Genomic DNA, 21,079 nt, shown 5'->3' with positions numbered 1-21,079 from the left:
ACGCATTGCCCGTGCCCGCAGCGGCTCACCGGGCAGTGATGCCGTTCTTGAGCCGAGCAAACTGTTTCCTCAGCCGCGGCACCGCAAAGTCCGTGAAGGTCCGCACCTTCGGTACCGAGAGCCGGCCCTGCGGACAGATCAAATGCGCGGGCATCTCGGGATCCTCGTGGCCGGCCAGGACGATCTCGAGTTCGCCGCGCCCAACCTGCTCACCTACCTGGTACGAATACATTCGCGCCACACCGCGGCCGGCGACGGTCGAGCCACCGCCGCATAGGTGCTGTTGACGACGAGCCGCGGCGTGAACTGCACCGTGCGGGCGGCCGACGAACCGGCCTGCGGTGCAAAGGTCCAGGAATTGGGAAGGTGCGCCATCGCGACGATCTGGTGCTTGGCGAGGTCGCCGGGCTCGGTAATGCGCGGATGCTGCTTCAGATAGCGCGGTGATGCTACCACGACGCGGCTGATCTCACCGACTCGCATCGCGACCATTGCCGAATCCGCGAGATGACCGATGCGAAGCGCGACGTCGACCCCCTCCTCGATCAGATTGACGGCGCGATCGAACAACAGGAGTTTTGCCGAGACGGTCGGATAGGCGTCGAGAAACGCATCGAGGATCGGCCGCAGCACCATCTCACCCGACACCACGGGCGCAGTGATCGTGAGCAAGCCGCGGGGCGCCGTGCGCGGCCCGGCCGCGATGTCGTCGGCCTCCTCCAACTCGGTGAGCACGCGGCGACAGACCGCGACATAGCGCTCGCCCTCCTCGCTCAGCTTGATGGAGCGTGTGGTCCTGTGCGGCAGCTCGGCACCGACCCGCTGCTCCAGGAAAGCAATGGCGCGGCTCACCGCCGCCGGCGAACGGCCAAGCTTGCGGCCGGCGGCGGCGAGGCTGCCCTCGTCCACCGCAAGGACAAACACCTTCATCGCATCCAGACGATCCATAGGTTTCCCGCCAGCCCATCGAGCTCCGACTGCAAGCTAGGCGTTCGCTCCCGCTGCGACAACCACCGCCGGGAGCCGGTCCGGCATTCGTTCGCGCTGCGAAAGAGTGTCTGCCGGACAGCGCGTATTCGCAGCCGGCCCGCTGCGGCGTACCTCATCGACTAAGCCAGCCGCTGCTGGCGCAGTTCTGAAAGCCAACAACAGGAGCCCATCATGGGTATCGAACAGAAGGTTGCCATCATCACCGGTGCTTCGCAGGGCATCGGTGCCGCCCTGGTCCAGGGTTTTCGCGATCGCAACTATCGCGTCGTCGCGACGGCGCGCTCCATTAAGCCGTCGGGCGATGAAGATGTCCTCACCATTGCCGGCGACATCGCCGACCGGAAGACCGCCGAGCGCGTGGTCTCGCAAGCCGTCGCCCGCTTCGGCCGCGTCGACACGCTGGTCAACAACGCCGGTATCTTCGTCGCAAAGCCGTTCACGCAGTATACGGCGGAGGACTATGCAGCGGTGATGGGCACCAACGTCGCTGGTTTCTTCCACGTCACGCAGCTTGGCATCGCCGAGATGGAAAAGCAGGGGTCCGGCCATGTCGTCCAGATCACGACGACGCTGGTCGACCAGGCCAATTCGAACGTGCCCTCTGTGCTGGCCTCGCTGAGCAAGGGTGGGTTGAGCGCCGCGACGAAGTCACTGGCGATCGAATATGCCAAGCGTGGTATCCGCGTGAACGCGGTGTCGCCCGGCATCATCAAGTCGCCGATGCATCCCGTCGCGACGCACGCCCAGCTCGATGCGCTGCATCCCGTCGGCCATATGGGCGAGATGTCCGACATCGTCGATGCCGTGCTCTATCTCGAGGGCGCCTCCTTCGTCACCGGCGAAATCCTGCATGTCGACGGCGGCCAGAGCGCCGGCCACTGAAAGCTAGCGCCTTCGCGCACGAGGACGATATGACAGACGCAGATGCCAAGCAGCAAGTCCACCCCCGATCGCATCAGCGGTCGGGTTCGACATCACAGACTTGCTCACAGCAAACCTGGCGATATGCGGTAGCAGGATTGTCCGCATCGCTGGTCGGGCTTGGCCTCGCGCGCTTTTCCTACACGCCGCTCATCCCGGCCCTGATCGCCGCAAAATGGTTCGACCCGTCCGACGTCGTCTATCTCGGTGCAGCGAACCTGGTCGGCTATCTTGCCGGCGCGCTCGCGGCGCGGACCGTGGCCGCGCGCATCGGCGCCGTTCGCGGCTTGCGGGCGATGATGTTGCTCGCGACCCTCTCCTTTTTTGCCAGCTCGACCCCGGTGTCGTTCACCTGGTTCTTCGCCTGGCGCTTCCTGTCGGGGCTCACCGGCGGAATCATCATGGTACTGGCGGCCTCCGTCATTCTGCCGCAGATCTCGGCGGCGAGGCGCGGCATCTTCGGCGGCGTGATCTTTGCGGGCGTCGGGCTCGGTGTCGCCGCATCCGGCACGCTGGTACCGCTGTTGCTGCAGCAAGGCTTGCAACAGAGTTGGTATGGTCTTGGCGTGCTCGCGGGCACGCTCACGCTGATGAGCTGGTGGAACTGGCCCGCTGAGGCCAAGGCCGATACCGTGTCATCGCAGCGGACGAAGCACGCTTCGCCCGCTGCTCGCGGCTTGCTCGTCCAATACGGCCTCAACGCGGTGGCGCTGGTACCGCACATGGTCTTCATCGTCGATTTCGTCGCGCGCGGCCTCGGCCAGGGTATTGTTGCGGGATCGCACTACTGGGTGCTCTATGGCCTTGGCGCAATCGTCGGCCCGCTGGTCACCGGTCATCTCGGGGACCGCGCTGGGTTTGGACTGGCGCTGCGCGCCGCCTTCGTGATCGAAGCGGCCGCCGTGTTGCTCCCGACCGTCAGTACCGCGCCTCTCCCGCTAATCGTATCGAGCGTGGTGGTCGGCGGCTTCACACCTGGCATCGTACCGCTCGTGCTCGGACGCATCCATGAGCTGGTCCCACATTCTGCCGAGCAGCAGCGCATGACATGGAGCCATGCCACGACCAGCTTTGCGCTGTTCCAGGCGGCCGCGGCCTCCGGCTTCTCCTGGATCTACGCACAGACCGGCGGCGATTATCTCGTCTTGTTCGCGCTGGGCGGCGGCGCCGTGGTGCTCGCACTCGCGATTGATCTTGCCCTGCCGCTTGCCACGCGCAAGGCTTAGAACGCCGCGGTCGTCGCGATCAGGAATATTGCATCACGCCGTCGTCGATCCGGCCGAACCGCAAGGAGACGATGTCGAGCGCGTAGTTCTGGTAGAGCCGCCACGGCTGCTTCGAGCCTTGCTTCGGCATCTTTGCGACCGAGCGCTGCACATAGCCCGAGGTGAAATCGAGCGACGGCTGCGCCGTGATCGTGGGATCGTCATTATGTGGCATGCACTGCCGGAAATGCCGGTCCATGTAGTTGATGAGCCGACAGACATATTCGCAGTGAGGTCGCATTTCAGCGTCCATGATGCGTTGGTGTAGCCGAACGCAGAAGCCATGTTGGGCACGTCGGCATACATCATGCCCTTGTAGGTCAGCGTGTTGGCGAAATCGACGGCGCGGCCGTCGACACTGATGTCAAGACTGCCGACGACCTGGAGCACCAGTCCCGTCGCGGTCACGATGATGTCCGCCGCAAGCGCGCTGCCGTCCTTCAGGCGGATACCATCGTGCGTGAACGTGTCGATCTCTTTGGTGACTACGGAGGCGCGCTGCTCGCGGATCGCCTTGAACAGGTCGCCATCCGGCACCAGGCAGAGCCGCTGGTCCCACGGATTGTAGCGCGGCGTGAAATGGGTCGCGACGTCGTAGTCGGGGCCGAGCGCCATCTGCACGCCCTTGAGAACCAGCTCCTTCACCTTCGCAGGGCGGCGCCGACTGAGCTGGAAGAAGAACATCCGCCACGTCACGTTGCGCCAGCGGATCAGGTGATAGGCAAGCCGCGTCGGCAGATTGCGCCGCAATTTGTTGGCGACGGCATCCTGTGCAGGGCGCGACACCACATAGGTCGGCGAGCGCTGCAGCATGGTGACCTGCGCGGCCGTCTTGGCGAGCTCCGGCACCAGCGTCACCGCGGTCGCGCCCGAGCCAATCACGACGACGCGCTTGCCCGCGCAGTCGATGTCGTCGGTCCATTTCTGCGGATGCACGATGCGGCCGGCGAAATCCGCGACCCCCGGAAACTCCGGCGTGTAGCCCGCCTCGTATTTGTAGTAGCCCGAACACATGAACAGGAAATTGCAGGTGAAGCGCACGGTTTGTGCCGCGCCCTCGCCGGTGATGCGCTCGGCCTCGACGGTCCAGCGCGCCTCACTCGTCGACCACGCCGCACGCTTGACCCGATGGTGAAAGCGGATGTGCTTCTCGATGCCGTTCTCGGCTGCGGTTTCGCGAACGTAGCTGAGAATTTGCGCGCCGTCGGCGATCGCCTTCGGATCGGTCCAGGGCTTGAAGGAATAGCCGAGCGTGAACATGTCGCTGTCGGAGCGGACGCCGGGATAGCGAAACAGGTCCCAGGTGCCGCCGATACAGTCGCGTCCCTCAAGGATGACGTAGCTCTTGGTCGGACATTTGGTCTGAAGATGATAGCCCGCGCCGATCCCGGACAGGCCGGCACCGACGATCAGCACGTCGAAATGGTCTTGAGCCATTGTTTCCTCCACTGCCAAGGATTGTCTGACCGGGATCATTGCTCGTCAACTGGCATCGGCCTGACACAACCTCGGGGAGACGCGTGCGTCACGCTCAAGACAACAAAGCCCCGGATCGCTCCGGGGCTTTGCATCGAAAATAGATACGATCAGCGGATCAGTAGCGGTAATGGTCCGACTTGTACGGACCTTCCTGTTTGACACCGATGTAATCGGCCTGGTCCTTGCGCAGTTCGGTGAGCTTGACGCCGATCTTGGCGAGGTGCAGGCGCGCGACTTTTTCGTCGAGCGACTTCGGCAGCACGTAGACTTCCTTCTTGTACTTGCCGTCCTTGTTGTTGGCGAAAAGCTCGATCTGCGCCAGCGTCTGGTTGGTGAAGGAGGCCGACATCACGAAGGACGGATGGCCCATCGCGTTGCCGAGGTTCACGAGGCGGCCTTCCGACAGCATGATGATGCGGTGTTTGTCGGGGAACTCGATCTCGTCGACCTGCGGCTTGATGTTGGTCCATTTCAGGTTACGCAGACCCGCGATCTGGATCTCGTTGTCGAAGTGACCGATGTTGCAGACGATGGCGCGATCCTTCATTGCGCGCATGTGCTCGATCGTGATGATGTCCTTGTTGCCGGTCGCGGTGACGAAGATGTCGGCTCGGGGCGCGGCGTCTTCCATGGTCACGACTTCATAGCCTTCCATCGCCGCCTGCAGCGCGCAGATCGGATCGACTTCGGAGACCATGACGCGGCAGCCGGCCTGGCGCAGCGAGGCGGCCGAACCCTTGCCGACGTCGCCGAAGCCCGCGACCATCGCGACCTTGCCGGACATCATCACGTCGGTGCCGCGGCGGATGCCGTCGACCAGCGATTCACGGCAGCCGTAGAGATTGTCGAACTTCGACTTGGTGACGCTGTCGTTGACGTTGATGGCTGGCCATAGCAGCGTGCCGGCCTTTTGCATGTCATAGAGACGATGCACGCCCGTGGTGGTCTCTTCGGAAACGCCCTTGATGCTCTTGGCGATCTCGGCGAAGTAGCCCTTCGGCTTCTCCTTGAGCTGCTTCTTCAGCAGCGCGAAGAAGACTTCCTCTTCTTCCGAGCCCGGCTTGTCCAGGAACTTGGTGTCGCCGTTCTCGGCGCGCAGGCCGAGATGGACGTACATGGTGGCGTCGCCGCCGTCGTCGAGGATCATGTTCGGGTGACCGCCGCCGTGCCAGTCGAACAGCTTGGCGGTGTAGTCCCAGTACTCGGTAAGGCTCTCACCCTTGACGGCGAACACCGGAATGCCGGCGGCTGCGATCGCCGCCGCGGCGTGGTCCTGCGTCGAATAGATGTTGCAGGAGACCCAGCGGATGTCGGCGCCGAGCGCGGCCAGCGTCTCGATCAGCACGCCGGTCTGGATCGTCATGTGCAGCGAGCCGGCGATACGCGCGCCCTTCAGCGGCTGCTTCGGGCCGTACTCTTCGCGGGTGGCCATCAAGCCGGGCATCTCGGTCTCGGCGAGCGAGAGCTCCTTGCGGCCGAAATCGGCGAGCGAAATGTCCTTGACGATGTAATCGGTGAAGCCGGGCTTCGCGTTCATTGCGGGCGTCCTGTTGTTGAATTGGTCATCCCGGGTCACCCTGGAGGGCGAGCCCGGAATCTCGATGCGATCGATTAGGAATTCCGGGTTCGCCGCTGTCGCGGCGCCCCGAAATGTCGTCGGTGATCAGACCGCGCGCTTGAGCGCTTCGACGAGGTCGGTCTTCTCCCAGGAGAAGCCGCCCTCGTTGTCGGGAGTACGGCCGAAATGGCCATAGGCGGAGGTGCGCGCGTAGATCGGGCGGTTGAGATCGAGATGGCTGCGGATGCCACGCGGGGTGAGATCCATCGCCTTGGCCGCGGCCTTCTCGAGCTGATCCTCCGACACCTTACCGGTGCCGTGGGTGTCGATGTAGATCGACAGCGGACGCGCCACGCCGATGGCGTAGGCGAGCTGCAGCGTGCAGCGGTCGGCAAGACCGGCCGCGACGATGTTCTTGGCGACATAGCGGGCAGCGTAAGCCGCGGAGCGGTCGACCTTGGTCGGATCCTTGCCGGAGAACGCGCCGCCACCATGCGGAGCCGCGCCACCATAGGTGTCGACGATGATCTTGCGGCCGGTCAGGCCGGAATCGCCGTCGGGACCGCCGATGTAGAACTTGCCGGTCGGGTTGATGTGCCAGATGGTCTTCGCCGTGATCCAATCCTTCGGCAGCGCCTCACGCACATAGGGCTCGACGATGTCGCGAATCTGCTTGGACGAGATGTCCTCGACCAGATGCTGGTGCGACACCACGATCTCGCGCACGCCGACCGGCTTGCCGTTCTCGTACTGCACGGTGACCTGGCTCTTCGAGTCCGGGCCCAACACCTTCTCGCGGCCGGAGTGCCGCGCTTCCGAGATGAGGCGCAGGATCTTATGGGCGTAGAAGATCGGCGCCGGCATCAGATCGGGCGTCTCGTTGGTGGCGTAGCCGAACATGATGCCCTGGTCGCCAGCGCCCTCTTCCTTGACTTCGCCCGGCTGCAGCGCATCGACGCCCTGCGCGATGTCGGCCGACTGCGGATGCAGCAGGATCTCGATATCGGCCTTCTGCCAGTGGAAACCTTCCTGCTCGTAGCCAATGTCCTTGATCGCGGCGCGCACGACACCTTCGATCTGCTCGTTGGTCACGGATGCGGGACCGCGGGTCTCGCCGGCGATCACGACCTTGTTGGTGGTCGCGAGCGTTTCGCAGGCGGCACGAATTTGCCAGGGATCGATGCCGGCTTTCGGTCCTTCGCGGTAGAACAGATCGACGATCTCGTCGGAGATCCGGTCGCACACCTTGTCCGGATGGCCTTCGGACACGGACTCGCTGGTGAAGAGATAGGACGCGCGCATCAGTAACCCCTTGTTCCGCCGCTAGCTGGCGGGCGTTGCGATATTTAGCATTGAATGATGTCAATCACGCCGGCGCGAGATGACGTAGGATTCGTCGAGAAACCAGAGCCCATTGTACTTTCGCAGCACGTCCCTGGCGGCGTCCAGAGTGCGGCCGTTTTGAGTCATTTCCGTCAACCGGTCGTCCTCAATCTGAGCGACATACACCGCCGCATTCCAGGCTGCAAAGGCCGTCGAGGTTCCGATGGTGCCCGTCACCTCGTTGGGCAGCGCTTCCATATCATACCTGAAGATCGAGCGGTTATCTGCATAAGCATTAAAATTTAAGTCGCGGCCCACCGAGCCGAGCTCGTACTTCACCGCGCGCAATAGCTCATGACGGCTCACCGAGAAAGGATTTTCTCCGGGCCAGATCGCCTGGATCATCTCCATGCCCGGATCCTGGCCATGGGAGTGAATACCGATCAGGCGGCCGCCTGCCCGCAAGGCCCGCGCCAGGGGCGCTATGATCCGTTTTGCCCTGAAATTGACCGAGGACAGCGCCCGGTATGGCTGGGATGCGATAACCAGGTCGAAATTGGCCTCGGCCTGACCCGGCCGTGGAATGGTCGAATCGAGCAGAAAACGCTGATCTTCACGGTAGAGCACCAGCACGACGGGCCGCTCATAGAGCGGCATCCCCGTGCGCGGGCTGACCGCTGCGCGCCAGTTCTGCTCCAAAAACGGCTTCAACTCCGCGATTTGCGTCTCGAACTCACCGGAGGAGGCACCCCGCAGGGGAACCTCGTGCCAGACGGTCGCGGCGGCCGCCGCGGGCGATGCCGGCGTGAGCCAGGGCGCCTCCGCGTAGAGCATGTTGGTAAAAACGAACACCGAGGCCGGGTGCTCGAAAATGCGATCCGGCACCTTGTCCAGCGTCAGGCGGAGGTCCTCGAGACTGAGCTCCTTGCCAGCGACATAGAATGGCATGTGCGGAAAGCGCTGGTGCATCGAGCGCAGCACGCGCGCCAGCACCGTGCCGTCGCCAACGCCGGCATCGAACACGCGCAGCGCCGGGGGCCGGGGATGGATGCTGGCAAGCTCCAGCGCCACGCGCTCGGCGACCACCCGCTTCTCACTGCAAGTGTGGACGAACAGCAGGTATTTCTGCCGGTTCTCGAAAAAGCGGAAATTGCCGCGCGGATCGCGCTTTTCCGGGGGCACCTGAAGCCCCCGCGGCGGCGGCACGCCGCCGGCCATCGATGCAGCCATGTAGGCCTGGATCCGGTCCAGGGTATCGATCGTGATGCGTTTGCCCTCGCGCAAGCGGTGCACGAGCTTCCCATCGTTCACCGCGCGCCGGCCGAACGTCGACTCCGCCATGTCCGCCTTACGGCAGAACTCGGTGATTTGGCTCAGGATTTCGTCATTCTTCATGGAGTGGGACGCAGTGGGCAGAGGGACTGGGTACTGCCTCCTAGCAAAATCTGCCCACCGAGGGAATAGCGATAGAGCCACCCCTGTTTGCCGTTTGTACAACAGGGAGCCGTGAACCACCTTCCCCTGCCGGGTAACCAACAGACGCCTCTCCTCTACGGGACCACCGCCAATGCGTCGCCTGCTCGTCGCGCTCTGCCTGCTCGCCGCAACCCTGTGGTCGGCGCCAGCTTTTGCGCAGGCGCGCAACCAGCTTGGGCCGCTCTGCACCACCGACACCATGCCGGCAGACCAGATGATCGACGCCTGCAGCAAGATCATTTCGCTGAACGTGTTTAAAGGCGAGCAGCTCGCGACGGTCTACTTCTGGCACGCGGTGGGCTGGAATAGGAAGGGCGATTACGCCAAGGTCATCACTGACGCCACGGAAGCGATCCGGCTCCAGCCGAGCCAGGCAGTCTACAATCTACGCGGCTCGGCGTATTACGACAGAGGCGAGTACGAGATCGCGGTCGCTGATTTCGACGATGCGCTGAAGCTCGGCCCGCCTGACGGAACCATCTTCCACAATCGCGGTAATGCCTGGCGCGGCAAAGGCGATTACGCCAAGGCGATCGCCGACTACGACATGTCGATTAAGGCCAATCCAAAGTCGGCGTTCTCGTACCAGAACCGCGGCATCTCCAAGGAGGCGCTCGGCGATCTCGACGGCGCGCTGACCGACATCAACCAGGCGATCCGGCTCGACCCGACGCTGCCGCAGCCGCTGATCAACCGGACCGCGATCTGGCGTGTCAGAGGCGATTACGATCGCGCGATTGCCGACGGGAGCGAAGCGCTTCGGCTCGCGAAAGAGAAGCCGCCCGTCAACATCATGACTCCGCCGAACAGCGTGCTGATCTCAGGCTACACCCATCGCGCGCTGGCCTATGAGGCGAAAGGGGATTACGCGCACGCGAGCGACGACTACAAGGCGACGCTGGCGATCGCGGCGTCCGATGCCGGCAGCAAGGCCAATCAAGCCACCGCAAAGGTGCGGCTGTCGCTGATCACCGACGCAAGCACACCGATCCCGCGCGATGCGCCGTCACCGACCGAGCCGGCAAAGGCACCGGCTCCCCAGCAGACCGGTGCCGCGCCGCCCCCCTCGCCTGCTCCGGCCGCGCGCGGCACGCGCATGGCGCTGATCATCGGCAATGGCGCCTATTCGCATGTCAAGGCGCTCCCCAATCCGCCCAATGACGCGCGCGCCATTGCCAGGGCCTTGCGCGATATCGGCTTCACGGTATCAGAAGGCGTCGATCTCGACCGCGCGGCGATGCAGAAGATGACGCGTGACTTCTTGCGGGAAGCGGCGCGGGCGCAGGTCGTATTAGTCTACTATGCGGGCCACGGCGTGCAGGTCGACGGTCGCAACTATCTCATTCCCGTCGACGTCGAACTCAAGCCGGGCGCGAGGATGACGGACGCGATGATCGACATGGACACGATCATGGTCGGCCTCGACGACCAGGTCCGCACCAACATTTTGATCTTCAATGCCTGCCGCAATAATCCGATGGCACAGCAGGTCGCATCAGCCGGCACCAACCGCGCCATCGAAGCTGCCTCGGGCCTCGCAGCGCCACCGAGCCTGGGCGCCGGCGCGATGCTCGGCGCCGGCACGCTGATCGCTTTCGCCACTGCGCCGGGCCAGGTCGCTCTCGACCGCGAAGGCGCCAACTCGCCGTTTTCCGCTGCCCTCTCCCGCCACATCGGCACGCCCGGTCTCGAGGTGCAGCAGATGCTGACACGTGTGCGGGCGGAGGTGGTTTCGACCACGAAGAGCAAGCAGGTGCCGTGGTCGAACTCGTCGCTGCTGGGAGAGGTCTATCTGGCGGAGAAATGATGCGAATTGGCATCGTCCCGGCAAACTGCCTTTACCCTGGCGAGCGTAGCATCCGGGAACAAGCAGTCCCGCACATCGCGAGGCTCTTGCGGCCAAAGTTGCGGTTTTGATCCTGCTGACATCCCGCGCCGACGCGCCAAAATTACAACAGCGCGCGAGATAGTCGAACGCAACCTGCGGCTGCTCTTTCCCATAGCCTATCGTTATCTTATAATGACTGCACCACCGACCAGGCGGTGGACTGGTTGCTGGGGAATTCTGTGAGAAAATTCGTTGCCGCCGCCGGCATCGTCCTGTTTGTCGTGTTCGGATTACAGCCGGTTTTCTCACAAGGCGCTCCGCCCCGCAGCCCTCGGCGCGTGGCGATATGATCCGCATGCACCCGAGAACGTCGCCTATTACGGTGTCCCGCTCCAGACCAAGCGCGAATATGGCGGCGCCTATCTCGCGCTCGCAGCCTTGCTCGCGGTCATGACCTACGATGTCCACGAGATGCTGGGATCAATGATGCGGCCGAGGTAGCCGAAGGCCGTATTCATCATGCCGAAAACATTGCCACTGCCGGAGGCCCGGAAGCTCCTGGGATTGGAGGGCCTACGCTTCCTTGCGACCCTCGCCGTGCTGTTATGGCACTATCAGCACTTTGCCCTTGTCGCCGAGCCCGCCGTCAAGCTCACCAGAAGCGAGCTGCCGTTCTACCGCGTTCTGTTCCCTTTCTATGAGGCCGGCGAGTACGGCGTCTGGTTCTTCTGGTGCATCTCGGGCTTCATATTCTTCTGGAAGTATCGCACCATTATCGCCGATCGCACGGTCGACGGCCGAAGCTTCTTCGTGAACCGGCTGTCGCGCCTCTATCCGCTCCATATCGCAACGTTGCTGCTGGTCGCGGTGCTGCAACCGGTCTATTTCGCCCAGCATGGAGTCTACTTCGTCTATCCGAACAACGATCTCCCGCACTTCCTCGCACAGCTCTTCATGGCGAGCGACTGGCTGCCGCCGCGCAGCGAAAGCTTCAACGGGCCCATCTGGTCGGTCTCAGTCGAGATTATGGACTATGCGACCTTTTTCATGGCGTTGCGCTTTGTAACGGCATCGCCGCTGTTCAATTTGGTCGTGATCCTTGCCTCGATCACGATCGGAACGCAGGTCGGGACCAGCCTCGCCTTCTTCTATGCAGGCGGACTTGCCGCCATGGCCCGGCAGGCCGTCGTCGATTCCGGGCATCGGCGGATATCGGAAGCAACGGCCGCGTTCGCCGCCATCGCAGTCCCGGCGGCGATCTGGCTGGCGGGCATCGAGCTCGCCCCGGCCGCCGGACCGCTGCTGCTGATCTATACACCGATCCTGCTGTTCTGCTGTTCCGGCCAACTCACCTTGCCGCGGCGGGTGCAGGCACTACTCGAGATGGCCGGCAATATGACCTACTCCTGCTATCTTCTGCACTTCCCGATTCAGCTCGCCATCGCACTCGCCTGCGTGGCCATGCAGCGACCGATTCCCTACGGCGACCATCTGTTCTGGGTGGCCTTCGTGCTGCCGACACTCGTGGCCTCGCACCTTACCTATCGCTGGTTCGAGGCGCCGGCGCAGCGCCTGATCCGCAGTACCCTTCGACGCAAAAAATAAGCGGGGCGGACAAGTCCGGCCCCGCTCTGATGTCGCGGATCGAGCAGCTTTGACACAACGCGTCTCGCTTACGCAAAGACGCGGCTGCACCCGATCACTGCCCCCACACTTCCTTCGCAATCTCGACCGCGAGGCTGAGCTTGGCCCACTGCTCCTCCTCCGAGAGGATGTTGCCTTCCTCGGTTGAGGCAAAGCCGCATTGCGGGGAGAGCGCGAGCTGCTCCAGCGGGGCGAACTTGGCGGCTTCCTCGAGACGCCGCTTGATCGCGTCCTTGTTCTCGAGCTCACCGAACTTCGAGGTGATGACGCCGACCACGACGACCTTGTTGCCCTTGGGCAGGAAGCGCAGCGGCTCGAAACCACCGGCGCGGTCGCTGTCGTATTCGAGGAAATAGCCGTCGTAATTGGTGCCGGCGAGCATGGTCTCGGCAACCGGCTCGTAGCCGCCTGAAGAAATCCAGGTCGAACGGAAATTTCCGCGGCAGACATGCGTCGTCACCACCATGTCGGCGGGCTTCTCGGCCAGCGCGTAGTTGATGACGCGCGCATAGATCTGCTGGAGACCCTCGGGATTGTCGCCCCGCTCGCGCGCCTTCTGCAATTCGTCCGGCGAGCAGAGATAGGCCCACACGGTGTCGTCGAACTGGAGATAGCGGCAGCCGGCGTCGTAGAACGCCTTCACGGCCTTGCGGTAGGTCTTGCCGAGGTCTTCGTAGAAGGCATCGAGATCGGGATAGACGTCCTTGGAGATCGCCTTGCGGCCGCCACGGAAGTGCAGCACCGCCGGCGACGGGATCGTCATCTTGGCGGTGACGTGAGCCTGGTCGGCAGCCTTCTTCAGGAAGCGGAAGTGATCCAGCATCGGGTGGTCATCGGGGAAATCGAGCTTGCCGATCACGCGCACCGCGTCGTGCCGGGTCTCGACGCCCGCAAACTGGATGCCGGTGTCGGGGTGAAACATTTCACAGCCGGTGAGCTTGGCCAGGAAGTCGAAATGCCACCAGGAGCGGCGGAATTCGCCGTCGGTTGCGAGCTTCAGGCCGAGCGAAGCCTGCTTATGCACGACCTTCTCGATCTCCAAATCCTCGATCTTGCGCAGATCGTCGGCCGAGATCTCGCCCTTCTCCAGCCTGGCGCGGGCTTCCTTGATCTTGGCGGGACGCAAGAGGCTGCCGACCTCGTCGGCGCGGAAGGGGGCTTTGGTTCGCTGCATTTCTTACTCCCAGTTATTTTTAGTGGGCCGCCGCCCCTGCAACGCCGAGGTGGCGCTCGAGGACCGACGGGTCGGCCTTCAGCGCGGCGCTCGGGGCGTCGTGGACGATCGTTCCGCGCTCCAATATCACAACACGGTCGGCCAGCCCCAGAATCTTTTGGGCATTCTGCTCGACGATGATCGAGCAGATGCCGCCCGCCCGCGTGATGGTCCCGATCGCCTTCAAGAGCTCCTCGACGATGATGGGGGCAAGGCCCTCGGTCGGCTCGTCCAGGAGAAGCACTTTGGGATTGAGGGTCAGCGCGCGGCCGATTGCCAGCATCTGCTGCTCACCGCCGGAGAGCTGGTTGCCAAAATTGCTCCGCCGCTCCTTCAGCCGCGGGAACATCTCGTAGACCCTTTCGACGGTCCAGGGACCGGGCTGGGCCACTGCGGACATGTTCTCCTCCACCGTGAGCGAGCGGAAGATGTTGCGCTCCTGCGGCACCCAGCCGATCCCGGAGCGCGCCCGTTGGTCGGGCCGCAAGGTCGTGACGTCGGTACCGGCGAGCCTGACAGTTCCGGAGAAGCGACGGGTGACGCCGACGATCGAGTTGATCAGCGTGGTCTTGCCGGTACCGTTGCGCCCCAACAGCGCCAGCACCTGGCCTTCGGCGAGACGCAGCGACATGTTCGGCAGCACCACGGCCTCGCCGTAGCCGGCGCGAAGCGAGTCGATCGCGAGCAGGTCAGACATTGACCGCCTCCTCGCCGAGATAGACCGCCTTGACCTGCGGGTCGCGCGCGACCTGCTCGGGCGGGCCTTCGGTGAGCAGCGCGCCGGAGACCAGGACAGAGATGCGGTCGGCGAAGGAGAACACGAGGTCCATGTCGTGCTCGATCAGTAGCACGGTAACGTCGCGCGGCAGGCTGCCGACGACGGCGAGAATGTCGTGGCGCTCGCTCTCGGGCACGCCGGCGGCGGGCTCGTCCAGCAGCAGCACGCGCGGCTTGGCGGCGATCGCGACCGCGATCTCGAGCAGGCGCTGCTTGCCGTAAGGCAGCGTCACCGTCTGTTCGTTCATGACGTCGAGCAGGTGGAAGCGCGTCAGGAGGTCGGCGATCTCGCCGTTGACGTCGCTGCGCGTGCCCATCCGCCGCCACCAGTCGCCGCCATGGCCGAGGCGCTCGGAGACAGCGAGACCGATGGTCTCGAGCGGAGTCAGGTCGGGATAGAGCTGGTTGATCTGGAAGGTGCGCGACAAGCCGCGCAACACGCGCTTGTGCACGGGCAGATCCGTGACGTCCTGGCCTTCGAGCAGGATGCGGCCCGAGTTCGGCTTGAGCACGCCGGTGAGCTGGTTGATCACCGTGGTCTTGCCGGCGCCGTTGGGGCCGATCAGCGCGTGGCGGGCGCCTTGTTCGATTTTTAGCGACAAGTCGCGGGTGACGCGCAGACCGCCGAACTGCTTTTCGAGATTCTGGGTTTCGAGCACGATGGTCATGCGTCGCTCTCCGGCACGGCGACGACGGCCTTGCGCCCCGCTATCTGCCTGATGACCAGATTGGGCACATACAGCATCCAGCGATGCAGGCGCTGGCGGCCGACCAGGACGATCACGACCAGCACGAGGCCGATCCAGAACTGCCAGTATTGCGGAGTGATGGTCGAGAACAATTCCTGCAGCATGCGAAACAGCACCGCGCCAATCAGCCCGCCGTAGAGATAGCCGGTGCCGCCGATCACGAGCACAAGCATCAGGTCCGCCGAGCGCTCGAAGGCGAACACATCGAGCGAGGCGATCGCGGTAGTCTGGGTGAACAGCGCGCCTGCGATGCCGGCATAGAACGCCGCGAGCGTGTAGATCGCAATCAAGCGGCGGTTGACGGGGATGCCGATCGCGGCCGCGCGCAGCGGATTGTTCTTGATCGCGCGCAATGACAGCCCGAACGGGGAATGCACGACCCGGCGGGCGAACAGGAACAACAGGAACAGAACGGTGAGCGAATAGAAGAAGCCGGTCTTGCCGAACATGTCGAACGGAATCTCACCGAAGATCGGCTGCATCTCGATACCCTGCAGACCGTCGGTGCCGCCGGTGATGTTGGAGAAGCGTTCGGCCAATGCCTCAAGCAGCAAGGCGATGCCGAGCGTCACCATCAGTCGCGTCAGATCGACGCCGCGGATCACGAGGAAACTGGTAGCGAAGCCGAGCACCATCGCGACAACGCCGGCGACGACAAGCGCAAGCACGGGCTCGTTGATGATCCCGTGCAGCGCAAGAAGCCCCGCCGCGTACGCGCCGACGCCGAAGAAGGCGGCATGGCCGAGCGAGACGATGCCCGCGTAGCCGAGGATCAGATCGAGCGACATCGCAAACAGCGCGAGCCGCAGGATATCCGTCATGATCAAGTAGCGCGAGGGAAATACGAAGCCGCAGGCCAGCACGATCAGCCAGAAAGCGGCCTCGCCATAGTGCCAGCGTGCCTGGCGCTGGGCGTGATAGCCGACGTCGGAGGAGGCGCTCATCGGCGAACTCAACGCGCGGCCGTGCGGCCGAACAGACCGTTCGGGCGCCAGATCAGGATCACGATCATCATGGTGTAGATCACGAAAGGTCCCATCTTCGGCACGTAATATTTGCCGGCAACGTCGCCGATGCCGAGCAGCAGCGAGGCCAGAAACGGGCCGGTGATGGAGGACGAGCCGCCGACGGTGACCACGATCAGGAAGTAGATCATGAACTTCAGCGGAAAATACGGGTCGAGGCCGAGGATCTCGGCGCTCAGCGCGCCGCCGAGACCGGCCAGGCCGCAGCCAAAAGCAAATGTGAAGGCGAACACCTGCGGCACGTTGATGCCGAGGCCGCTCGCGGCGCGGGGATCGTCGACCGCGGCGCGCAGGCGGCTGCCGAACCGCGTCTTCGCCAGCACCATCTGGAGACCGATGGTGAGCAGCCCGCAGATCACGATGATCATCAGCCGGTAGCGGCCGATGCCGACGCCGAACAGGTCGAACTGGCCCTGTAGCGCCGCCGGCAAGTTGATAAAGACGCGCGACGAGCCCTGGATGTAGTCGACGGCCGCGACCGACATGAACGTGAGGCCGATCGTGAACAGCACCTGGTCGAGATGGCTGCGCGCATAGAGGTGTCGGTACAGCGTGCGCTCGAGCACGATGCCGATCGCAGCGGAGGAGACGAAGGCTAGCGGCAACGCAGCGAAAAATGGCCAGCCCATCCGGTTGACCAGCACCATGCAGACATAGCCGCCGGCCATGGCGAAGGCGCCATGGGCGAGGTTGACGAAATTCATCAAGCCGAGCGTGACCGCGAGCCCGCAAGCCAGCACGAACAGCAGCATGCCGTAGGCAACGCCATCGAACAGGTTGGTGAGGATTGAGGTCATCGTCTCAGCTTGGCGTTATCGTCATGGCCGGGCTTGTCCCGGCCATCCACGTTCTGTCTGGTGTTTCTTTTCCCGGCTTTGCGTGGATGCCCGGGACAAGCCCGGGCATGACGCAGACACGGAGGCGAGCCCCGGAACGACGCGAGTCACTTCTTGGTCTTGCCGAGATCCTTGACGGCCTCGAAGGTCGCGAACTCGACGTTGTAGAGCTCGCCGTCGACCTTCTCGACCTTCCGGATGTAGATGTTCTGCACGATGTCGCGGGTTTCGGGGTCGATCGAGATCGGGCCGCGCGGGCTCTCCCACTTCTGGCCCTTCATCGCTTCGACCAGCTTGGTGCCGTCGGTGTCGCCGTTCGTCTTCTTCAGCGCTTCGTAGATCAGGTGAATGCCGTCATAGCCGCTCACCGCCATGAAGCCCGGCCGGTTTCCGTAGGCCTTCTTGTAGGCCGCGACGAAATCCCTGTTCATCTGCGAGGGATGCGCCGCGGAATAGAGGTGAGCGGTGACCGTGCCCAGCACGGCGTCGCCCATGTTGTTGAGGAGATCGTCGTCGGTCACGTCGCCCGGTCCGATCACCTTGATGCCGGCCTTGTCGAGCCCGCGTTCAGCGTACTGCTTCATGAAGTTACCGCCCTGGCCGGCCGGCACGAACACGAAGATCGCGTCAGGCTTGGCATCCTTCATACGCTGGAGGAACGGTGCGAAATCAGGATTTGCAAGCGGCGTTTTGACCTCTTCGACCACCTCGCCGCCACCGGCGGTGAAGTTCTGCTTGAAGAAGTTGAGCGCGTCATTACCCGGCGCGTAGTCCGAGGTCAGCGTCGCCACCTTCTTGATGCCGTTTTTCACCGCCCAGTCGGCGATGATGGTGGAGGACTGCGCCAGCGTGAAGCTGGTGCGCACGATATAGGGCGAGCGCTCGGTGATGATGGAGGTGCCGGCTGCCATCACGACTTCCGGAATCTTGGCTTGCGTAGCCAGCGGCGCCGCCGCGAGCGCGGCCGGCGTCACGCCGAAGCCGGCGATGAAATGGACCTTGTCGTTGACGATCAGCTCCTGCGCGGCGGTCTTGGTCTTGTCGGGAATCGCAGCATCGTCCTTGAGGATGATCTCGATTTTCTTGCCGGCGACGGTGTCGCCCTTCTGCTGCATGTAGAGCTTGATCGCGTTCTCGATCTGCTTGCCGGTCGAGGCCTGGCCGCCGGTCATCGGCAGGATCAGGCCGATCTTGACGCTGTCCTCGGCCTTGGCCGGAGCGACGGCCACGAGGCCCGCGATGGCGGCAGCTGCTGCGGCCCAAGCGGCCTTATGAGACGGTTTTTTACGTTCGAACATCAGATGTCCCTCCCCTTCATTCCTGATCTCTTGTGCGCCGGACCGAGTGCCCGATCCTTTCCTTAAGTCTAGCTCACGCACGCGTGATGTCGCGCGCAACATGGCGTCTTTCGCGCCCTTATTGTCAATCGGACGTTTGGCGACCATTCGGCGCAAGCCGAGCGTTCCGATTGCCGACGGCAGAAGCGATATCGGGTCACGTCCGGGTACCGCCGGCATCATGATTGCGCTCGCTTTCATTTGTACGATTGTACAAATGAACTGGACCTGTCAACGAAAAAGCCTCTTTGCTGATCAAGCCACTTTGTCGCGAACCCTTGCCGCAGTCTAGAAACGCTCCCAGCCGGGTGGATGGAGGATTTCGTCTTTTGTTTGCAGAATTTCAACATCGGCAAGGCTTGGGTCGGTACACTCCGGTATCCAATTACCTACCTCGAATAAGCCTATTTTACCTTGTTGAAGGCTACTCTCCCGGCGACAGCCTGACCTGGCGTCCAACACGGCTGACCTCGCCTCTGTACAATGGTGCAATGCCTAGATCCTTCGGTTCCCTCCTGATCCTCCTCGCGCTCTCCGCGGGCCTGTCCGGCTGCGGCACAGTCAACGAAAAGCTCTCCTCCGGCATGGGCGACTACGTCCCGCAATGGGCCGGCGGCTTGCCGGCGGACGCCCCGCCGCGGGCGGGCACGCCGCAATACGATGCCTACATGAAGGAGCGCGAGCGCAGGCGACTGATGCCGGCAGCGGATCGCGAAAAGGAAGAGCAGGCGCAGAAGGGCGCAACGGGCTCGGCGTCCGGCACCGCGGTGCGCTAGTCGCGCCCCTCGCCGCTTGCGGCGAGAGCGTAGCAAATCAATCCACGAACACCACGGTCTTGCGGCCATTGAGGATGACGCGGTCGTTGAGATGGTAGCGGATCGCGCGCGCCAGCACGCGGCGCTCGATGTCGCGGCCCTTTCGGACGAGATCCTCAGGCGTGTCGCGATGGCTGATGCGCTCGACGTCCTGGTCGATGATCGGGCCCTCGTCGAGGTCGCGCGTGACGTAATGCGCGGTGGCGCCGATCAGCTTGACACCACGCTCATGGGCCTGGTGATAGGGTTTTGCGCCCTTGAAACCCGGCAGGAACGAGTGGTGGATGTTGATACAGCGTCCCGACAGATTTGCCGAGAGATCGTCGGACAATATCTGCATATAACGGGCGAGCACGACGAGATCCGTCCCGGTCTTGGCGACGAGATCGAGGATCTGCGCCTCCTGCTCGCGCTTGGTCTCTTTCGTAACAGGCAGATAGTGGAACGGAACCCCGCCGAAATCGAGCCCGTCATAGACCTCGCGCGGATGATTGGAGACGATTGCGGCCAAAGTCATCGGCAGCTCGCCCGTGCGCCAGCGATAGAGGATGTCGACCAGGCAGTGATCGGACTTCGACACCAGCAGCATCACCTTGCGATGCGCAGCGCGATCGCGCATCTGCCATTCCATTCCGAAGCGCTCGGCGATCGCGGCAAAGCCGGTCTGGAGTGCCGACAGCTCCACGGCGAGATCGGCAGCGGTGAACACCACCCGCATGAAGAACTTGTTGGTCTCGGTGTCGTCGAATTGTTGGGCGTCGAGGATGTTCTGTCCGGAATTCGCCAGGAAGGTCGACACCGCCGAGACGATGCCGGGACGATCCGGACAGGACAGGGTCAGGACATATTGATGATCTGGCATGGGCCTTGATGAAGGTTTGGGCAGCGGCTGCGGAACGACCCGCGATTTGCGCCCTGCTCTATCACCGACCCTACCTTGCGCCAATCCCGACCGTGGAGTCAGGATGAACGCACGATTGCTTTGACTGACCGGAGTAGGCTCATGGCCCACCGCTTGAACGGCGCCCGCATCCTGATCCTGGAAACGCGCGAGGAGGCGCAGTTTTCGAAGCTGCTGGCCGAGCAAGGCGCCGAGGTCGTGCAATGCCCGATGTTCACCATCCAGGATGCACCGGACCCCGCCCCGGTCGAGGCCTGGATCCGCCGCGCCATCGACAAGCCCTTCGACGATCTCGTGCTGATGACCGGCGAAGGCCTGCGGCGGATCATGAAGCTCGCGCGAACCCGTGGTCTCGACCAGGCCTTGGTTGCTTCCCTCGCCCGATCGCGAAAATTCACCCGCGGCCCGAAGCCCGGCAAGGCGCTACGCGAGATCGGGCTCGAGCAGCAGCAGATGACGGAGAAGCCGACCACCGAGGGTGTGATCGAGATGCTGAGCAAGCTCGACCTGAACGGACGTCGCCTCGGCCTCCAGCTCTATCCCGACAAGGACCACAGCGCGCTGACCGGCGCGCTCGCCGCGCAAGGTGCCGAGGTCGATACCGTGTTGCCTTACGTCTACGATCCAAAGGCTGCGGACGCCAGCATCGTCAACGCAATCGACGACATGGCGGAAGGGCGGATCGACGCCATCGCACTGACCAATCTCGGCCAGGTCCGCCGTCTCCTCGAAGCTGCGAGGGCGCATGGCAGCGAGGCGCGCCTGCGCGCAGGATTCGAGCGGACGCTGATCGCGTCAGTGGGGCCGGCCGTCTCCGGCGAGCTCGTAGCGCACGGCTTGCGCACGGACATCTCGCCGGTGGAAGACCACTATTTCATGCGCCCGCTGATCTCGGCGATGGCGGCAGCATTGGTGGACAAGCGGCCGAAGGTGGCGGAATGA

At 63.5% G+C, this 21,079-nt stretch carries 17 protein-coding genes and 2 pseudogenes; 7 read left to right on the top strand and 12 right to left on the bottom strand.

Annotated features, from left to right (window positions below; translation table 11 throughout):
• Window positions 1–25 precede the first annotated feature (25 nt).
• A pseudogene (locus AC0L3B_RS26510) lies at window positions 26–948 on the bottom strand (LysR family transcriptional regulator).
• Between the two features lie 213 nt (window positions 949–1,161).
• Here AC0L3B_RS26510 and AC0L3B_RS26505 point away from each other — a divergent pair.
• Together AC0L3B_RS26505 and AC0L3B_RS26500 are read left to right on the top strand one after the other, a co-directional pair.
• The gene (locus AC0L3B_RS26505) at window positions 1,162–1,872 is read left to right on the top strand and encodes an SDR family NAD(P)-dependent oxidoreductase (protein WP_085394527.1); all 711 of its coding nucleotides are present in this window, start codon (window positions 1,162–1,164) and stop codon (window positions 1,870–1,872) included.
• Window positions 1,873–1,901: 29 nt separating this feature from the next.
• On the top strand, window positions 1,902–3,137 hold the full coding sequence (locus AC0L3B_RS26500; protein WP_473381362.1) for a YbfB/YjiJ family MFS transporter: 1,236 nt from the start codon (window positions 1,902–1,904) through the stop codon (window positions 3,135–3,137).
• A 19-nt stretch (window positions 3,138–3,156) separates the two neighbouring features.
• On the opposite strand, the pseudogene AC0L3B_RS26495 reads toward AC0L3B_RS26500, so the two are convergent.
• The 4 genes and pseudogenes from AC0L3B_RS26495 to AC0L3B_RS26480 form a co-directional block, all read right to left on the bottom strand.
• Window positions 3,157–4,613, bottom strand: a pseudogene (locus AC0L3B_RS26495) (flavin-containing monooxygenase).
• A gap of 157 nt (window positions 4,614–4,770) precedes the next feature.
• Window positions 4,771–6,192, bottom strand: coding sequence for an adenosylhomocysteinase (ahcY, locus tag AC0L3B_RS26490; protein ID WP_007601979.1), 1,422 nt, complete (start codon window positions 6,190–6,192; stop codon window positions 4,771–4,773).
• A 126-nt stretch (window positions 6,193–6,318) separates the two neighbouring features.
• Window positions 6,319–7,515, bottom strand: a complete 1,197-nt coding sequence (gene metK, locus AC0L3B_RS26485; protein ID WP_247290184.1) for a methionine adenosyltransferase — start codon at window positions 7,513–7,515, stop codon at window positions 6,319–6,321.
• Window positions 7,516–7,575: 60 nt separating this feature from the next.
• The gene (locus AC0L3B_RS26480) at window positions 7,576–8,931 is read right to left on the bottom strand and encodes a hypothetical protein (protein WP_018457294.1); all 1,356 of its coding nucleotides are present in this window, start codon (window positions 8,929–8,931) and stop codon (window positions 7,576–7,578) included.
• 172 nt (window positions 8,932–9,103) lie between these two features.
• On the opposite strand from AC0L3B_RS26480, the gene AC0L3B_RS26475 reads away from it, so the two are divergent.
• The 3 genes from AC0L3B_RS26475 to AC0L3B_RS26465 all read left to right on the top strand — a co-directional run bounded on the left by AC0L3B_RS26475 (window position 9,104) and on the right by AC0L3B_RS26465 (window position 12,445).
• Window positions 9,104–10,819 carry a caspase family protein gene (locus AC0L3B_RS26475; RefSeq protein ID WP_473381361.1) on the top strand — a complete coding sequence of 572 codons (1,716 nt, stop codon included), beginning with the start codon at window positions 9,104–9,106 and terminating at the stop codon, window positions 10,817–10,819.
• A 273-nt stretch (window positions 10,820–11,092) separates the two neighbouring features.
• Window positions 11,093–11,341, top strand: coding sequence for a hypothetical protein (locus AC0L3B_RS26470; protein WP_473381360.1), 249 nt, complete (start codon window positions 11,093–11,095; stop codon window positions 11,339–11,341).
• Between the two features lie 18 nt (window positions 11,342–11,359).
• Complete coding sequence (locus tag AC0L3B_RS26465) at window positions 11,360–12,445, top strand: acyltransferase family protein (RefSeq protein ID WP_473381359.1); 1,086 nt, start codon at window positions 11,360–11,362, stop codon at window positions 12,443–12,445.
• Between the two features lie 94 nt (window positions 12,446–12,539).
• Here AC0L3B_RS26465 and AC0L3B_RS26460 read toward each other — a convergent pair whose 3' ends face one another.
• The 6 genes from AC0L3B_RS26460 to AC0L3B_RS26435 form a co-directional block, all read right to left on the bottom strand.
• Window positions 12,540–13,658 (bottom strand): cobalamin-independent methionine synthase II family protein, encoded by a 1,119-nt coding sequence (locus AC0L3B_RS26460; RefSeq protein WP_473381358.1) that lies wholly within the window; start codon window positions 13,656–13,658, stop codon window positions 12,540–12,542.
• A 19-nt stretch (window positions 13,659–13,677) separates the two neighbouring features.
• On the bottom strand, window positions 13,678–14,394 hold the full coding sequence (locus AC0L3B_RS26455) for an ABC transporter ATP-binding protein (RefSeq protein ID WP_247361668.1): 717 nt from the start codon (window positions 14,392–14,394) through the stop codon (window positions 13,678–13,680).
• Entirely contained in the window at window positions 14,387–15,142 is a 756-nt protein-coding gene (locus AC0L3B_RS26450) for an ABC transporter ATP-binding protein (protein ID WP_085394522.1), read from the bottom strand. Before AC0L3B_RS26450 ends, AC0L3B_RS26455 begins: the two co-directional genes overlap by 8 nt.
• Window positions 15,139–16,167, bottom strand: coding sequence for a branched-chain amino acid ABC transporter permease (locus AC0L3B_RS26445; protein WP_085348722.1), 1,029 nt, complete (start codon window positions 16,165–16,167; stop codon window positions 15,139–15,141). The genes AC0L3B_RS26450 and AC0L3B_RS26445 overlap by 4 nt, the downstream gene beginning before the upstream one ends.
• 8 nt (window positions 16,168–16,175) lie before the next feature.
• Window positions 16,176–17,045, bottom strand: coding sequence for a branched-chain amino acid ABC transporter permease (locus AC0L3B_RS26440; protein WP_007601971.1), 870 nt, complete (start codon window positions 17,043–17,045; stop codon window positions 16,176–16,178).
• A gap of 146 nt (window positions 17,046–17,191) precedes the next feature.
• Window positions 17,192–18,382 carry an ABC transporter substrate-binding protein gene (locus AC0L3B_RS26435; protein WP_456653845.1) on the bottom strand — a complete coding sequence of 397 codons (1,191 nt, stop codon included), beginning with the start codon at window positions 18,380–18,382 and terminating at the stop codon, window positions 17,192–17,194.
• 530 nt (window positions 18,383–18,912) lie between these two features.
• Between AC0L3B_RS26435 and AC0L3B_RS26430 the strand changes: the two genes are divergently transcribed.
• Window positions 18,913–19,197: a hypothetical protein gene (locus AC0L3B_RS26430; RefSeq protein ID WP_018457287.1), complete on the top strand. Its 285-nt coding sequence runs from the start codon at window positions 18,913–18,915 to the stop codon at window positions 19,195–19,197.
• 37 nt (window positions 19,198–19,234) lie between these two features.
• Here AC0L3B_RS26430 and purU read toward each other — a convergent pair whose 3' ends face one another.
• Entirely contained in the window at window positions 19,235–20,098 is an 864-nt protein-coding gene (gene purU, locus AC0L3B_RS26425) for a formyltetrahydrofolate deformylase (RefSeq protein ID WP_085348724.1), read from the bottom strand.
• Between the two features lie 141 nt (window positions 20,099–20,239).
• On the opposite strand from purU, the gene AC0L3B_RS26420 reads away from it, so the two are divergent.
• Window positions 20,240–21,079 carry a uroporphyrinogen-III synthase gene (locus AC0L3B_RS26420; RefSeq protein ID WP_456653843.1) on the top strand — a complete coding sequence of 280 codons (840 nt, stop codon included), beginning with the start codon at window positions 20,240–20,242 and terminating at the stop codon, window positions 21,077–21,079.

Source organism: Bradyrhizobium sp. Kon56 (assembly GCF_055807635.1).
This window is presented reverse-complemented; position numbering and strand designations above follow the sequence as displayed.

What these genes read in the sequence shown, in the direction of transcription:
- AC0L3B_RS26450 (WP_085394522.1), bottom strand. Translation starts at nt 15,142, where the DNA reads ATGACCATCGTGCTCGAAACCCAGAATCTCGAAAAGCAGTTCGGCGGT.
- AC0L3B_RS26445 (WP_085348722.1), bottom strand. Translation starts at nt 16,167, where the DNA reads ATGAGCGCCTCCTCCGACGTCGGCTATCACGCCCAGCGCCAGGCACGC.
- AC0L3B_RS26475 (WP_473381361.1), top strand. Translation starts at nt 9,104, where the DNA reads ATGCGTCGCCTGCTCGTCGCGCTCTGCCTGCTCGCCGCAACCCTGTGG.
- AC0L3B_RS26420 (WP_456653843.1), top strand. Translation starts at nt 20,240, where the DNA reads ATGGCCCACCGCTTGAACGGCGCCCGCATCCTGATCCTGGAAACGCGC.
- AC0L3B_RS26435 (WP_456653845.1), bottom strand. Translation starts at nt 18,382, where the DNA reads ATGTTCGAACGTAAAAAACCGTCTCATAAGGCCGCTTGGGCCGCAGCA.
- AC0L3B_RS26505 (WP_085394527.1), top strand. Translation starts at nt 1,162, where the DNA reads ATGGGTATCGAACAGAAGGTTGCCATCATCACCGGTGCTTCGCAGGGC.
- ahcY (WP_007601979.1), bottom strand. Translation starts at nt 6,192, where the DNA reads ATGAACGCGAAGCCCGGCTTCACCGATTACATCGTCAAGGACATTTCG.
- AC0L3B_RS26500 (WP_473381362.1), top strand. Translation starts at nt 1,902, where the DNA reads ATGACAGACGCAGATGCCAAGCAGCAAGTCCACCCCCGATCGCATCAG.
- purU (WP_085348724.1), bottom strand. Translation starts at nt 20,098, where the DNA reads ATGCCAGATCATCAATATGTCCTGACCCTGTCCTGTCCGGATCGTCCC.
- AC0L3B_RS26440 (WP_007601971.1), bottom strand. Translation starts at nt 17,045, where the DNA reads ATGACCTCAATCCTCACCAACCTGTTCGATGGCGTTGCCTACGGCATG.
- AC0L3B_RS26480 (WP_018457294.1), bottom strand. Translation starts at nt 8,931, where the DNA reads ATGAAGAATGACGAAATCCTGAGCCAAATCACCGAGTTCTGCCGTAAG.
- AC0L3B_RS26465 (WP_473381359.1), top strand. Translation starts at nt 11,360, where the DNA reads ATGCCGAAAACATTGCCACTGCCGGAGGCCCGGAAGCTCCTGGGATTG.
- AC0L3B_RS26460 (WP_473381358.1), bottom strand. Translation starts at nt 13,658, where the DNA reads ATGCAGCGAACCAAAGCCCCCTTCCGCGCCGACGAGGTCGGCAGCCTC.
- metK (WP_247290184.1), bottom strand. Translation starts at nt 7,515, where the DNA reads ATGCGCGCGTCCTATCTCTTCACCAGCGAGTCCGTGTCCGAAGGCCAT.
- AC0L3B_RS26455 (WP_247361668.1), bottom strand. Translation starts at nt 14,394, where the DNA reads ATGTCTGACCTGCTCGCGATCGACTCGCTTCGCGCCGGCTACGGCGAG.
- AC0L3B_RS26430 (WP_018457287.1), top strand. Translation starts at nt 18,913, where the DNA reads ATGCCTAGATCCTTCGGTTCCCTCCTGATCCTCCTCGCGCTCTCCGCG.